This window comes from Stenotrophomonas sp. BR163 (assembly GCF_047520985.2).
Classification (GTDB): domain Bacteria; phylum Pseudomonadota; class Gammaproteobacteria; order Xanthomonadales; family Xanthomonadaceae; genus Stenotrophomonas; species Stenotrophomonas sepilia.
Genome location: NZ_JAXBRE020000013.1, coordinates 1 through 14,839 on the forward strand (window position 1 = coordinate 1; position 14,839 = coordinate 14,839).

Sequence of the window (14,839 nt, forward strand, 5' to 3'; positions counted from 1 at the left end):
GATGCTGCGCACCGCTGTCAAGAAAGTGATCAAGGCGCTGGACGCCAACGATGCCGCCGGCGCCGAAGCCGCCTTCGCTGTTGCCCAGCCGATCCTGGATCGCGCGGACCCCGTGGATCGCTGGCAACAAAAAACCCGGCCGGGGCCGGGCTTTTGTCTGCAGCCCAACCCCGAAGGGCAGGGCGGCAACGCCGGATCAGGCGGCCTTGAGGGCCTTGATGCGGTCGTTCAGGCGGCTCTTGTGGCGAGCAGCCTTGTTCTTGTGGATCAGGCCACGCGCGCTGAAGCGATCCAGGATCGGCTGGGCAACAGCGAAGGCGGCTTCGGCGCCGGCGGCATCGTTGGCGTCCAGCGCCTTGATCACTTTCTTGACAGCGGTGCGCAGCATCGAGCGCTGAGCCACGTTGCGCGCGTTGCGCACGACGGTCTGCTTGGCGCGCTTCTTGGCGGACTTGATATTGGCCACGGTGGTGGTTTCCTGAAAAAATCGGTGTTATGGGAACAGCAAGCTAGCTAGTATGATGGCGTAAGAAATGCACGTCAAGTCGATTGTCAAGAGGGACGCTGAGTGAGTTCACCCAAGTTGTTGCGGGGCCTGCTGTCGTTCAGCAGCATGACCATGGTCTCGCGCGTTCTCGGACTTGTCCGGGACTTCGTGGTGACCACCACGTTCGGCACCAACGCCATCACTGATGCTTTCTGGGTCGCCTTCAGGGTACCCAATTTCCTGCGCCGGTTGTTCGCCGAAGGGTCTTTTGCCACCGCTTTCGTGCCGGTGTTCACGGAAGTGAAGGAAACCCGCAGCCACGCCGAGCTGCGCGAACTGATGGCCCGCACCGCCGGCACCCTGGGCGGGGTGCTGATGCTGGTCACCGCACTGGCGCTGATCTTCGCGCCGCAGCTGGCCTCGGTCTTCTCCAGTGGCGTTGATACCGACCCGGTCAAGCAGGGCCTGCTGGTCGACCTGTTCCGCCTGACCTTCCCGTTCCTGCTGTTCGTCTCGCTGACCGCACTGGCCGGTGGTGCGCTGAACAGCTTCCAGCGCTTTGCCATGCCGGCGCTGACCCCGGTCATTCTCAACCTGTGCATGATCGCCGGCGCGCTGTGGCTGGCACCGCGGCTGGGCGGCACGCCGGAAAAGCAGATCCTGGCGCTGGGCTGGGCGGTGCTGGCCGCCGGCATCCTGCAGTTGCTGTTCCAGCTGCCCTCGCTGAAGGGCATCAACCTGCTGACCCTGCCGCGCTGGGGCTGGCGCCACCCGGGCGTGCGCAAGGTCATGACGCTGATGGTGCCGACCCTGTTTGGTTCCTCGGTGGCGCAGATCAACCTGCTGCTGGATACGGTGATCGCGGCCAAGCTGACCGACGGCTCGCAGTCCTGGCTGTCGCTGGCTGACCGCTTCCTGGAGCTGCCGCTGGGCGTGTTCGGCGTGGCCCTGGGGACGGTGATCCTGCCGGCGCTGGCCCGTCACCATGTCAGCACCGACCGCGAGGGCTTCTCGCGCTCGCTGGACTGGGGCCTGCGCATGACCCTGCTGATCTCGGTGCCGGCCATGCTGGGCCTGCTGCTGCTGGCCGAGCCGCTGATCGCGACCATCTTCCAGCACGGCCAGTTCAGCGCCTTCGACACCCGCATGACCGCGCTGTCGGTGTACGGCCTGAGCTTCGGCCTGCCGGCATTCGCCCTGCTGAAGGTGGTGCTGCCGGCCTTCTACGCCCGCCAGGACACCAAGACCCCGGTGCGCGCCGGTGTGGCGGCGCTGGTGGCCAACATGGTGTTCAACTTCGCCCTGCTGGCCGTGCTGTACCAAGTAATGGTGCCCGACGCGCTGAAGGCGCAGGGCGTGATGGCGGCCATCGGCAAGCAGCCGGGCCTGCACCTGGCACTGGGCATCGCCAGCGCGCTGTCCAGTTACCTGAACCTGGGCCTGCTCTGGTACTGGCTGGGCAAGACCGATGTCTACCAGCGCCGGCCGGGCTGGGGCGGCTATCTGCTGCGCCTGGTGCTGGCCTGCGCGGCCATGGTTGGCGTGCTGTTGGCGCTGCTGCACTGGCTGCCGGGCTTCTCCGCGATGCGTGTGTGGGAGCGGATCGGTGCCTTGGCGTTGCTGGTCGGCGGCGGCGGCGCGACCTATGCGGTGGCCATGCTGGCGATGGGCTTCCGCCCGCGCGACCTGCGCGGGCATTGATCGCGGCCCGTGGCGGCTATACTTCAGGGTTACACCATTGAAGCGGCGGCCCGGGTCGGGCCGGAACGAGAGTTGATGAGCAGGCTGTTCAGAAGCGTCGAGGGCGGGGAGCTGTTCCCCAACGGAAGCGTGGTCTGTATCGGTGCATTCGACGGCCTTCACCTGGGCCATCGTGCGCTGGTCCGCCACGCGGTCGCCCGCGCGCGCGCCTTGGGCGTGGCCGCAGTGGCCGTGGCATTCGAGCCGCTGCCGCGTGAATTCTTCGCCCAGGGCACGCCGCCGCCGCGGCTGACCCTGGCGCGCAGCAAGGTCGAGATCCTGCGCGAGCTCGGTGTCGATGCGGTCGGCCTGCTGCGCTTCGACGCGGCGATGGCGGCGATGCCGGCCGAGACCTTCGTGCGCCGGTTGCTGGTGCACCGGCTGGGCGCCCGCGAAGTCTGGATCGGGCCGGAGTTCTGCTTCGGCAACCGCCGCCGCGGTGATCTGGCACTGCTGCAGGAGATGGGCGCCGAACTGGGCTTCAGCGCCGGCGAGATTGAAGCGGTGGACCTGCATGGCGAGCGCATCTCCAGCACCCGCATCCGCCAGCTGCTGCAGGGGGGCGATTTCGCCCGCGCCAACGATCTGCTCGGTCGCCCGTATGCGATCAGCGGGCGCGTGGTGCGCGGTCGCCAGCTTGGCCGTACGCTGGGCTTCCCCACCGCCAACCTGCGCTTCCCGAAGACCCCGGCGCTGTCGGGCATCTACGCAACCTGGGTGCATGGCGTGTTCGACCAGCCGTGGCCGTCGGTGTCCAGCTTCGGCACCCGGCCGACGGTGGAGGGCGTGGAGCCGCTGCTGGAAGCCCACCTGTTCGATTTCCAGGGCGACCTGTACGGGCGCCACATCGACGTGGAGTTTGTCGCCAAGCTGCGCGACGAAGAGAAATTCAATGATCTGGCGGCACTGACCGACCAGATGCACCGCGACGCCGAACAGGCGCGCGCCCTCCTTTCCGAACATAGATTGCGAGCCACTGCGTGAGCCAGGACTACAAGACCACCCTGAACCTGCCAGCCACCGAATTCCCGATGCGCGGCGACCTGCCCAAGCGCGAGCCGGGCATTCTGGCGCGGTGGGAAGCGCAGGGGCTCTACCAGCAGCTGCGCGACAACGCCGCCGGCCGCCCGCTGTTCGTGCTGCACGACGGCCCCCCGTACGCCAACGGCCGCATCCACCTCGGCCACGCGGTCAACAAGATCCTGAAGGACATCATCGTCAAGTCGCGCTACCTGGCCGGCTTCGATGCGCCCTATGTGCCGGGCTGGGACTGCCATGGCCTGCCGATCGAGATCGCGGTCGAGAAGAAGTGGGGCAAGGTCGGCACCAAGCTCGACGCCGTCGAATTCCGCCAGAAGTGCCGCGAGTTCGCCGAAGAGCAGATCAACATCCAGCGCGTGGACTTCAAGCGCCTGGGCGTGACCGGCGATTGGGACAACCCGTACAAGACCCTGAGCTTCGACTTCGAAGCCAACGAGATCCGTGCGCTGTCCAAGGTCGTGGCCAACGGTCACCTGGTGCGTGGCGCCAAGCCGGTGTACTGGTGCTTCGACTGTGGCTCGGCGCTGGCCGAGGCCGAGATCGAGTACCAGGAAAAGGAATCGCCGGCGATCGACGTGGCCTACGCCGCGCGCGATGCCCAGGCCATCGGCCAGGCGTTCGGCGTGAGCGTGCCGGCCGACGTGGAAGTGGCCGTACCGATCTGGACCACCACCCCGTGGACGCTGCCGGCCTCGCTGGCGGTGTCGCTGGGCGCGGAGATCCGCTACGTGCTGGCCGAAGGCCCGGCGCACAACGGCAAGCGCCGTTGGCTGGTGCTGGCTGCGGCGCTGGCCGAGCGCGCGCTGCAGCGCTATGGCGTCGAAAACGTGGTGCTGCACGGTGAAACCACCGGTGCGGCGCTGGAGAACCAGCTGCTGGCGCACCCGTTCTACCCGGAGCGCGAGATCCTGGTGCTCAACGGCGACCACGTCTCCGACGAGGACGGTACCGGTGCGGTGCACACCGCCCCCGGCCACGGCCAGGAAGACTTCGTGGTCAGCCAGAAGTACGGCCTGCTGGACAAGTACAACGCTGGCCAGGTGACCCCGATCGACGGTCGTGGCGTGTACCTGGAATCGACCCCGCCGGCCGGTGACGTGGTGCTGGCCGGCCAGCACCTGTGGAAGGCGCAGGAGGCCATCGTCGGCGTGCTGCGCGACAACGGTTCGCTGCTGGCCTTCCACCCGATCCGCCACAGCTATCCGCACTGCTGGCGCCACAAGACGCCGGTGGTGTTCCGCGCTACTCCGCAGTGGTTCATTTCGATGGACAAGGCCAACCTGCGCAGCGATGCGCTGGCTGCGATCGACACTGTCGGCTGGTTCCCGACCTGGGGCAAGGCGCGCATCCAGAGCATGGTCGACGGTCGCCCGGACTGGACCATCTCGCGCCAGCGCACCTGGGGCGTGCCGATCGCACTGTTCACCCATCGCCAGACCGGCGAGATCCACCCGCGCTCGGTGGAGCTGATGCAGCAGGTTGCCGACCGCGTCGAAGCCGAGGGCATCGATGTGTGGTACTCGCTGGACGCCGCCGAGCTGCTCGGCGCCGAAGCGGCCGACTACGAGAAGGTCACCGACATCCTCGACGTCTGGTTCGATTCGGGCGTGACCCATGAAGGCGTGCTCGCCGCGCGTGGCTTCGGCAAGCCGGCCGACCTGTACCTGGAAGGCTCCGACCAGCACCGCGGCTGGTTCCAGTCCTCGCTGCTGACCGGCGTGGCGATCGACAAGCGCGCGCCGTACAAGCAGTGCCTCACCCATGGTTTCACCGTGGACGAGCACGGCCGCAAGATGTCCAAGTCGCTGGGCAACGGCATCGAGCCGCAGGACATCATGAACAAGCTGGGCGCGGACATCCTGCGCCTGTGGATCGCCTCGGCCGACTACAGCAACGAGATGTCGCTGTCGCAGGAAATCCTGAAGCGCAATGCTGACGCCTACCGCCGCCTGCGCAACACCGCACGCTTCCTGCTCGGCAACCTGGACGGTTTCGATCCGGCCCGGCACCTGCAACCGATCGAGCAGATGGTCGCGCTGGACCGCTGGATCGTGCATCGCGCCTGGGAGCTGCAGGAGAAGATCAAGGCGGCCTACGACGGCTACAACATGGCCGAGATCGTGCAGCTGCTGCTGAACTTCTGCAGCGTGGACCTGGGCTCGCTGTACCTGGACGTGACCAAGGACCGCCTGTACACCATGCCGACCGATTCACACGGTCGCCGTTCGGCGCAGAGCGCGATGTACCACATCGCGGAAGCGTTCACCCGCTGGGTGGCGCCGATCCTGACCTTCACCGCCGACGAGCTGTGGGGTTACCTGCCGGGCGAACATGCCGGCCATGTGCTGTTCACCACCTGGTACGACGGCCTGGCGCCGCTGCCGGTCGATGCCCAGCTCAACGCCGCCGACTTCGACCAGCTGCTGGCCGTGCGCGAGCAGGTGGCCAAGGTACTCGAGCCGATGCGCGCCAACGGTGCGATCGGTGCTGCACTGGAGGCGGAGATCACCATCGCTGCCAGCGAAGAGCAGGCTGCGCGCTGGCAGCCGCTGGCCGATGAACTGCGTTTCCTGTTCATCAGTGGCGACGTGCAGGTGCGCCCGGCGACCACCGACGAGGTGTTCGTCAGCGCCCAGCCGACCACCAAGGCCAAGTGCGTGCGCTGCTGGCACCACCGCGCCGACGTCGGCAGCAACGCCGACCATCCGGAACTATGCGGCCGCTGCGTGAGCAACGTGACCGGCGCCGGCGAAGTGCGGAGCTGGTTCTGATGGCCGCGCCCCGTCCGCATCCGAACGCCCTGGTCTGGCTGCTGCTGTCGGCGGCCATCATCGGCCTGGACCAGTGGTCCAAGGCCTGGGTGCTGTCGAGCCTGCCGGAGTTCCAGCCGGTGGTGGTCATCGACGGCTTCTGGAACTGGTACCGCACCTACAACACCGGCGCGGCATTCAGTTTCCTGAGCGACGCCGGTGGTTGGCAGAAGTACTTCTTCACAGCGCTGGCGATCGCCATCAGCGGCCTGATGGCCTGGTGGCTGCGCGGTACCGCCCGCGGCAACTGGAAGGCCGCAGTGCCGTATGCGCTGATCATCGGCGGCGCCATCGGCAACGTGATCGACCGCCAGGTGCACGGCCACGTGGTCGATTTCATCCAGTGGTACGTGGGCAGCTACACCTGGCCCTCGTTCAACATCGCCGATTCGGCCATCGTGGTGGGTGCCATCGGCATCGCCCTGTTTGGCCTGTTCGACGGCAAGTCCGCCAAAAAGGCGGATAATGCCAATCCGAAACCGTAAGCCGGCCGCTGCCGGGAGATTGAACTGATGGATGTGCTGCTCGCCAACCCGCGTGGTTTCTGTGCCGGTGTCGATCGTGCGATCGAGATCGTCAAGCGCGCGATCGAAACGCTGGGCGCGCCCATCTACGTCCGCCATGAAGTGGTGCACAACCGCTTCGTGGTCGACGACCTGAAGCAGCGCGGCGCGATCTTCGTCGAGGAGCTCGATGAAGTGCCGGACAACAACACGGTGATCTTCAGCGCGCATGGCGTGTCCCAGGCCGTGCGCCAGGAAGCCGAGCGTCGTGGCCTGAAGGTGTTCGATGCGACCTGCCCGCTGGTGACCAAGGTCCACTTCGAAGTCGCCCGTCACTGCCGTGCCGGCCGTGACGTGGTGCTGATCGGCCATGCCGGTCACCCGGAAGTGGAAGGCACCATGGGCCAGTGGAACCGCGAAGCCGGTACCGGCCAGATCTACCTGGTCGAGGATGTCGAGCAGGTCGCCACGCTGCAGATCAACCAACCGGACAACTTCGCCTACACCACCCAGACGACGCTGTCGGTGGATGATACGCGCGGCATCATCGATGCGCTGCGCGAGCGTTTCCCGGCGATGCAGGGCCCGAAGAACGACGACATCTGCTACGCCACGCAGAACCGCCAGGACGCCGTACGCGATCTGGCCAAGCGCTGCGACCTGGTGCTGGTGGTCGGTTCGCCGAACAGCTCCAACTCGAACCGTCTGAGCGAACTGGCCCGCCGTGAAGGCGTGGAGTCGTACCTGATCGACGGTGCGCACGAGATCGACCCGGCGTGGGTGGTGGGCAAGCAGCACATCGGCGTGACCGCCGGCGCCTCGGCGCCGCAGGTACTGGTCGATGGCGTGCTGGCACGCCTGGCCGAGCTGGGTGCCACCGGCGTGGGCGAGCTGGACGGCGAGCCGGAATCGATGGTGTTCGCGCTGCCGAAGGAACTGCGTCTGCGCCTGGTCGACTGACCCGGCCTGGCTCTGGTAGGTGAGAACTGCACAAGGTGGGTGCGAACCTTGGTTCGCACGCCTTTGGCATGCACTGATGGGCGCACCGCCCATGACCTTTGGCCATGGGGGCAGGGCACCGCACAGGCCTAGCATCGGAGGATTCTCCGCTGCTGGAAGTTGCCGATGAAGACCCGAGCCCTGGCGATGTCGTTGCTGTTCGCGCTGGCCGCCACGCCCGCGCTGGCACAGGCCTCGCCATCGGGTGATGCCGCAGCCGCCGGCCTGCTGCGCATCGATGTCGACGCGCGTGACCTGGCCCGGCGCATCTTCAAGGTGACCGCCACCGTACCGGTCAAACCCGGTCCGATGACCCTGCTGTACCCGCAGTGGATTCCCGGCAACCATTCGCCCACCGGCCCGATCGACAAGCTGGCCGGCCTGCGCGTGACCGCCAACGGCAAGCCGTTGGCCTGGCAGCGCGACCAGTACAACGTCTATGCGTTCAAGGTGGACGTGCCCGAGGGCGTCAGCGAGATCGTCGCCCACTTCGATTTCCTGTCCTCGCAGGGGGGCAGCCAGGGCCGGGTGGTGATGACCCCGGAGATGCTCAACCTGCAGTGGAATGCCAACTCGTTGTATCCGGCCGGCGTCGATGCACGCGACCTGCAGGCGCAGGCCAGCGTGACCCTGCCCAAGGGCTGGTCGTTTGCCACTGCGCTGGAAACCGCGCGACGCGACGGCGATACCGTGGTGTTCAAGCCGATCTCGTATGACCATCTGGTCGATTCGCCGTTGTTTGCTGGCGAGCACTACCAGCGCATCGATCTCGATCCGGGCGCGAAGGTGCCGGTGCACCTCAATGTGTTTGCCGACGAAGCCAAGTCGCTGAAGCCGAGCGAGGCGCAGATCATGCTGCACCGCGCGCTGGTGCAGCAGGCCGACAAGCTCTACGGTGCGCGCCACTACAACCACTATGAATTCCTGCTGGCGTTGACCGACCGTCTTGGTGGCATCGGCCTGGAGCATCACCGTTCCAGCGAGAACAGCGCCGACCCGGGTTACTTCACCGAGTGGGACGACAACGCCTGGATGCGCGATCTGCTGCCGCACGAGTACACCCATTCCTGGAACGGCAAGTACCGCCGTGGCGCTGACCTGGCTACCGCCAACTTCAACACGCCGATGGGTGACAGCCTGCTGTGGGTATACGAGGGGCAGACCCAGTTCTGGGGGCAGGTGTTGGCGGCGCGCTCTGGGCTGTGGTCGGTCGCGCAGGCACGCGACATGCTGGCCAATGTGGCCGCGACCTATGATCGCGGCCGCCCGGGCCTGGCCTGGCGGCCGTTGCAGGACACCACCAACGACCCGACCATCGCCCAGCGCCGGACGTTGCCGTACCGCAACTACCAGATGAGCGAAGACTATTACTCCGGTGGCCAGATGCTGTGGCTGGAAGTGGAGGGCAAGCTGCGCGCGCTGAGCGGCAACCGTCGCAGCCTGGATGACTTCGCGCGTGCGTTCTTCGGCGTCGGCAACGGCGACTGGGACGTCAACCCGTACACCTTCGACGACGTGGTGGCGACCTTGAACGGCATCGCGCGCTACGACTGGGCGACGTTCCTGCGCGGGCGCCTGGACGGCCACGGTTCGTTGACCGGGGGGCTGGAACTGGCGGGCTGGAAGCTGGTCTACCGCGATACCCCGAACGACGCCTACAAGGCACAGGAGAAACGCGCCAAGGCGGCGTTGCTGGCGTACTCGCTGGGCGCGACCGTGCTCGACAGCGGCGTGGTCGGCGACGTGATCTGGGACAGCCCGGCCTTCAACGCCGGTCTTGCACCCGGCATGAAGGTGATCGCGGTTGGCGGGCGCGAGTACAGCAGCCAGCGCTTGAAGGATGCGGTGGCGACGGCGGCCAAGGACAAGGCGCCGATCGTGCTGCTGGTGAAGCAGTTCGACCGCATCGAGACGATGAACATCGACTACCACGGTGGCCTGCAGTATCCGGTGCTGGAGCGTATTGCCGGCAAGCCTGACCGTCTGGCGGATCTGTGGAAGGCGCGATGACAGCGCGCATGCGCGACGTCGGGATCCTTCTGATGGCGATCCTCGCCATCATCGGCGCATTCGTGCACGGTGACGGGCGCTGGCTGCATTGGCTGGCGAAGCCAGCGACCACGCTGCTGATCGCTGCCATCGCCTGGCGGGTGCGTGATCCTGCGCAGCCGTCCTACCGGCGCGCGGTGCTGGCCGGCATGCTGCTGTCGTGCATGGGTGACATCGCGCTGATGCTGCCGATGGACGCGTTCGTACCGGGGCTGGTGGCGTTCCTGCTGGCGCACCTCTGCTACATCGTCGCCTTCCGTGAGGGCCTGCGTGCCGGGCGTGGCCTGCTCGCCGCCAGCATCCTGCTCGGCGCGTTCGCTGTACTCAATGTGCTTGGGCTGTGGCCGCACCTACCTGCACCTATGCGCATTCCGGTGCTGGCGTACGTGGTGGTGCTGGCCTCGATGGCGGTGTTGGCCTTGGCACGGCAATGGCGCCGGCCACAGCCCGCTGCCGTGGAAGCCAGCAGTGCACGCTGGGCTGCCGTCGGTGCGCTGCTGTTCGTCGCCAGCGATTCGCTGCTGGCCTGGGACCGCTTCGCCGGCGGCCTGCCACTGGCCAGCCTGCTGGTGCTGTCCACCTACTACGGCGCACAGTACGCCATCGCCCGCTCGGTGAAACAGCAAAAAGGGGACGGAGGGGATTAAGTCGCAGACGGCACCAAGGCGTAAACGACTTAATCCCCTCCGTCCCCTTTTTGCGTTGACTATCGTCGGTTCGCGTTGCCGGAACGGCCCTGTGCGTCGAACGAGAGTCGTGCGGACTGGCGATCGCCGGCGACCTCGTCCGGCAGCCACACCAGCCTGCCGCCCTTGCGCACGATCACATAGACGTGGCCGACGTCACCCGGCGTGGCCATCAGCGCGTTGCGCTGCGCCTGCAGCGCTTGGGCGACGCGTGGCACCGCCTCGAAATCAATGTTGGCCAGCGCCGTGCTGCTGCGGTGCAGGGTGATGGTGGGCGCGAAGCGCTGCGGATCGACCGGCTCGCCCTTGCGCCACTGGCCGTGCTCGAAGTGGTAGCTGTCCACGTGCGTAGGTTGCTGCGGATCGACCAGGTCCAGATTGATGCGGCCATCATCGTAGAAGTGGATGCTGTGGAACACCATCAACCGGTGCCCGGCCAGGGCTGGCATCTGTTCCAGTGCCTGGCGGGCGGCCAGCAGGTAGTCCGCATCGAACAAGCGGTTGCTGCGTTCGGGCATCGGTATCGACCGCGGTTCGGGAATCGGTGCGAGCGAAGCAGGCCGCTCGCGCGGTGGGGGCGTGGTGATCGGCGTGGTTGCGCGGTCATCCTGCACCGAATGGCCCATCGTTTCGGCAAGGGTCTGCAGTGCCCCGCCGGCAACGGCGACGCCGGCCAGCAACAGCAGCACCATCGAAAATACCAGTCGCGTCGAGGGGGGCTGCTTCATACACCCTCCAGGCGAACGTTGCTGCGATCTTCCGGGTCGTACAGCAGCGTGACCTGCTCGCGTGGAAGGTTGGCCAGCTCGATCAACGGGATGAAGCGGCGCACGCTCACCTGCTGTATGCCACCTTCGCGGTCGGTGTACTCCAGCTGGAACTCCACCTGCGGCTGCTCGTTGAGGTAGGTGCCGGTCTGGCGCAGCTTCAGCACCTTCGCATCCACGCCGATGCCGCGGTACTTCAGCGCGTCGCCGCGCGCATCAGCCTGCAGCAGGCGCCCCAGGACGCGCAGGCCCAGGGCGTAGCCGCACAACACCAGCGGGCACACCAGCAGTGGGTGGCCGAAGGACAGGAACGTCCAGCCCAGGCCCTCGCTCTGCAGCCGATAGGCGAGCACGTAGGCGCTGGCAACCACGACGATGCCGATGACCGCGCCGGCGCCGCGGCGCCAGAGGCTGGCGACATCCAGTTCGGGCTGGGTACCGTCCAGCACCACATTGGGGAACGCACCCGGCATCCGGCTCAGGCGAACCTCGATGCGCTGGCCGGCCACGAAACGCTGCAGCTGCGGTTTGCTGTCCACCACCAGCATCTGCTCGTTGATCGGCGTGCCGGACAGGTTCTGGAAGCCCAGTTGCAGCTTCCACTGCGCGAAGCCGCGCACGTGCACGCCGGTCTGCTCGGCCTGTTCGATCAACGCCTCACGTGGCTCACCGTCGGCCAGGATGGTGCGCACCCGATGCAGCGCGCGCGGTGGGCCCAGCAGCAGGTAGTGCAGGAAGGCGAGCAGCAACGCGAGCCACAGGGCCAGCGACAGCGCGAGCAGCAGCAGGGCCAGCCATGGCGCGCTGCGGTCGGCCAGTGGCACCGGCCACGACGTGCCGAAGTAGAGGATGCAGGGGAAGGGCAACGCGAAGAACAGCAGGAACGCGCCCCAGAACCAGAGATAGGCCTTCATGGGGTGGTGGGGACCGATGGAACAGGGCGCGTAGGGTACTACGCTCAGCGGATCTGCAGGGTCAGCAGGAAGTAGCGGCCAAGTGGATCGTCCAGCCCCGGCATCTGCCCGCCATTGCCGACCAGGTAGTTCACCGGTTGCGTGTCGAGCACGTTGTGCACGTCCAGCGCGGCGACCACGTGCGGCCCCAGCCGCCTTGCCAGATGCAGGTTCCAGCGCAGCTGCCGCGGATTCATGCAATGGTTCTGCTCGCGCTGTTCTTCCGGGCACTCCGCACCGGGCAGCCAGGCACGCGTGCGTCCCACCTGGTTGCCGCGCAGGGCGATGTCCCAGTTGCTGTTCTGCCACTGCACATTGAGCACGGCGGCCATCGCTGGCGTGACATGGCCACGCAGGTCCACCGCCGCTTCGTGGCCACGCTCGCGGCGTAGTTCCTGCTGTTTCAAAGCATCGACGGAGAACAGCCACTGGCCGGTGCTGCCGGTGTCGATGTGGTACTCCCCGCGCAGTACAAGATTGCGCGACGTGGTGCGGCCGATGTTGTCGAAGGACAGGCGCAGGTTGTGCAGGTTGCCGTCCTCGTCCAACTCCCACGTGCTTGAGTTCCACACTGCGTCGGCCGGTTGCAGGGCCAGGATCTCGTTGCGCAGTTCGACGATGTTGTGGGTCAGCGACAGTGAAAACGCATCGGTCGGTGTCCAGGTCGCACCCAGGGAATGGCTGCGCGACCGCTCCGCTTTCAGCGCATCGTTCTCCACCACGTCCACGGTTACGCTGCAGCGTCCGTTGCCGTTGCTCTGCGCGCAGTCGGGCAGTGCACTGGAGGCGGGTAGTTCGATCGCGCCGAAATAGCCCGGTGGCCGCCGTTGCTCGAACAGGCTGGGGGCCCGGTAGCCGCGCCCGGTGGCAAGCAGGAATGACCACTGCGGTGTCGGGCTCCAGCGTACGCCCACGCGGGGCGAGAAAGCCTGGTAATCGCCATCGCGGTCCCAGCGTGCTGCCAGGTCCACGCGCAGCGTGCGCGCCAATGGCAGGCCGAGTTCGGCGTAGGCACCGCCACTGCGGCGTGACAGGTGGCGTTGTTCCTGTGGCAGGCCCAGCGCCAGGTCGCCCTGGCTCAGCAGCGCGTCGGGATGCGACGTCCAGCGTTCCTGGCGCAGGTCGATGCCGGTGGCCACTTGTGCAGCACCGCCGGCCAATGGCATCAACTCGCGCTGCATGCCCCACCAGCCCTGCCACTGCTCGGTGCGCCCGCGGTTGCGGATCGACGGGAACAACTGCGCGGCGGTCTCTGCCGGCAACGAGGTAAAGCCGGGCAGGAAATCCAGCGTCTCGGCAGCGCGCAGCAGTGGTTGGGCGCGCACGGTGCCGGACGTCGTCAGAGTGACATCGCTGCGCTGTGCGCTGATGCCGGCATCCCAGCTGCGGCGGCCCTGGTCGCGGCCGATGCCGAAGGTGACGTCGGCATCGGTGGCACGTACATGCGGACGCACGTTGCCGGCTTCGCGCAGCACGCTGTTGAAGGTGAACCCATAAAGCCCGATGGCTACGGCGGTCGGGCCGAGGTCGAAGCGTTGCCGGTTGTGGCTGGCCCGCGCCTCGGCGTAGGCGTAGCGACCCTCGCCGCGCTCATGCCGATAGCGCAGGTAGGCCGAGGCGGTGTCCGAGGCCGGTTGCAGCGAACGCGGGCGTGCGCTGTCGAACCAGCAGGCACCATCGCGCCGTTTCAATGGCCCTTCGCAGCGCGTTGCCGGCCAGTAGCGTCCATCGCGGAACGCGCCGATCAGGTACTGCGAGGTTTCCGCATGCCATTCGCGGCGATCGCCGGCCACGTGGTCGATGCGATGCAGGTCGATGCCAGCGAACCAGCGGTTCCCTCCGTCCCGCACGCCACCGGTGGCCGCCTGCAGGCGATACTGGCCTGCGTCGCCGCGCCCGCTCAGGCCGGTCTGCAGCATGGCTTCAGGGCCATCGGCCTGGTCACGCAGGATGATGTTGACTACGCCGGACATCGCGTCGGCTCCATAGATGGCCGACGCACCGCCACGCACCAGTTCGATGCGCTCGACGAAGCTGAGCGGGATGCCCCCCAGGTCGGTGAGCCCGCCCTGTTCCAGCGACACCATCGGATAGCGTGGCAGGCGCCGGCCATTGACCAGGAACAAGGTCGCACGCGGTCCCATGCCGTCCAGGCTGGTGGTGGTGGCCGCACCCACCGGCAGGTACTGCGAATCGCCACTGCGCGAGGTGCTCATTGCCGGGTGGCCGTTCATGCCCGGCAAGTGCCGCAGCAGGTCGAACAGGCTGCCGTAACCGCTGCGCAGGATGTCATCGCGGTCGATGATGGTCACCGGCAGCGTGGTCTGCACGGAGGTGCGCGGCAGCCGGCTGCCGGTGACATGGATCGGCGCCAGCTCCACCTGCGGTGGCGTCTCGGGCACCCTGCCCGGCGACGGTGCCGCGGGCATCGCACGCGCCGCGACCGGCGGTGGCGATGGCGGTGCCGGCCGGGTGCGGCGGACGACGAATCCACCGGCAGGCGTGCGCAGGATGGTCACCGGCATGCCGGCGACCAGTTCCTTCAGGGCCGCGGCCGCATCGCTATGGCCATGGGTGCCGGCCGTACGCAGGCCATCCAGTTCACGCGCATCGAACAGCAGGGCGATGCCACTCTGGCGCGCCCATTGCTGCAGGGCAGGTGCGAGCGGGCCTGAACCCACATCGACCTCCAGGGTGCCGGCCTGTTCGGCTGCATCGGCAGAGGGCAGCGCGGCGAAGCTCAGCGCGAAGCAGAACAGGGTGCGGAGCAGCCCCTCCCGCAGCGCGCCTGGTACTGCCTTCAC

11 protein-coding genes and 1 pseudogene are annotated in these 14,839 nt (G+C 67.1%); 8 read left to right on the forward strand and 4 right to left on the reverse strand.

The annotated features are described in order from the left end of the window. Window positions 1-103 (forward strand): annotated as a pseudogene (locus ACM0PY_RS12200) (30S ribosomal protein S20); the annotation flags it as partial. Between the two features lie 93 nt (window positions 104-196). On the opposite strand, the gene rpsT reads toward ACM0PY_RS12200, so the two are convergent. Beyond that, window positions 197-466, reverse strand: coding sequence for a 30S ribosomal protein S20 (rpsT, locus tag ACM0PY_RS12205; RefSeq protein WP_005408560.1), 270 nt, complete (start codon window positions 464-466; stop codon window positions 197-199). Window positions 467-583: 117 nt separating this feature from the next. Between rpsT and murJ the strand changes: the two genes are divergently transcribed. From murJ to ACM0PY_RS12240, 7 genes are all read left to right on the forward strand, one after another. Beyond that, the gene (gene murJ / locus ACM0PY_RS12210; protein ID WP_095377769.1) at window positions 584-2,188 is read left to right on the forward strand and encodes a murein biosynthesis integral membrane protein MurJ; all 1,605 of its coding nucleotides are present in this window, start codon (window positions 584-586) and stop codon (window positions 2,186-2,188) included. Between the two features lie 75 nt (window positions 2,189-2,263). Beyond that, window positions 2,264-3,211, forward strand: a complete 948-nt coding sequence (locus ACM0PY_RS12215; protein WP_005415707.1) for a bifunctional riboflavin kinase/FAD synthetase — start codon at window positions 2,264-2,266, stop codon at window positions 3,209-3,211. After that, complete coding sequence (gene ileS, locus ACM0PY_RS12220) at window positions 3,208-6,039, forward strand: isoleucine--tRNA ligase (RefSeq protein ID WP_180884722.1); 2,832 nt, start codon at window positions 3,208-3,210, stop codon at window positions 6,037-6,039. The genes ACM0PY_RS12215 and ileS overlap by 4 nt, the downstream gene beginning before the upstream one ends. Further along, window positions 6,039-6,563 (forward strand): signal peptidase II, encoded by a 525-nt coding sequence (gene lspA / locus ACM0PY_RS12225; RefSeq protein ID WP_005408564.1) that lies wholly within the window; start codon window positions 6,039-6,041, stop codon window positions 6,561-6,563. Before ileS ends, lspA begins: the two co-directional genes overlap by 1 nt. 27 nt (window positions 6,564-6,590) lie before the next feature. Next, window positions 6,591-7,541 (forward strand): 4-hydroxy-3-methylbut-2-enyl diphosphate reductase, encoded by a 951-nt coding sequence (gene ispH, locus ACM0PY_RS12230; protein WP_111201649.1) that lies wholly within the window; start codon window positions 6,591-6,593, stop codon window positions 7,539-7,541. A gap of 165 nt (window positions 7,542-7,706) precedes the next feature. After that, window positions 7,707-9,590: a M61 family metallopeptidase gene (locus ACM0PY_RS12235; protein WP_180884720.1), complete on the forward strand. Its 1,884-nt coding sequence runs from the start codon at window positions 7,707-7,709 to the stop codon at window positions 9,588-9,590. Beyond that, complete coding sequence (locus tag ACM0PY_RS12240; protein WP_180884718.1) at window positions 9,587-10,276, forward strand: lysoplasmalogenase; 690 nt, start codon at window positions 9,587-9,589, stop codon at window positions 10,274-10,276. The genes ACM0PY_RS12235 and ACM0PY_RS12240 overlap by 4 nt, the downstream gene beginning before the upstream one ends. Window positions 10,277-10,335: 59 nt before the next feature. Here the strand turns inward: ACM0PY_RS12240 and ACM0PY_RS12245 are convergent, their stop codons facing one another. From ACM0PY_RS12245 to ACM0PY_RS12255, 3 genes are read right to left on the reverse strand one after another with little or no spacing between them, the layout of a single operon-like run. Beyond that, window positions 10,336-11,043 (reverse strand): hypothetical protein, encoded by a 708-nt coding sequence (locus ACM0PY_RS12245; RefSeq protein ID WP_134971718.1) that lies wholly within the window; start codon window positions 11,041-11,043, stop codon window positions 10,336-10,338. Beyond that, window positions 11,040-11,996: a hypothetical protein gene (locus ACM0PY_RS12250; protein WP_180884716.1), complete on the reverse strand. Its 957-nt coding sequence runs from the start codon at window positions 11,994-11,996 to the stop codon at window positions 11,040-11,042. The genes ACM0PY_RS12245 and ACM0PY_RS12250 overlap by 4 nt, the downstream gene beginning before the upstream one ends. Window positions 11,997-12,040: 44 nt before the next feature. After that, window positions 12,041-14,839, reverse strand: coding sequence for a TonB-dependent receptor domain-containing protein (locus ACM0PY_RS12255; protein WP_180884714.1), 2,799 nt, complete (start codon window positions 14,837-14,839; stop codon window positions 12,041-12,043).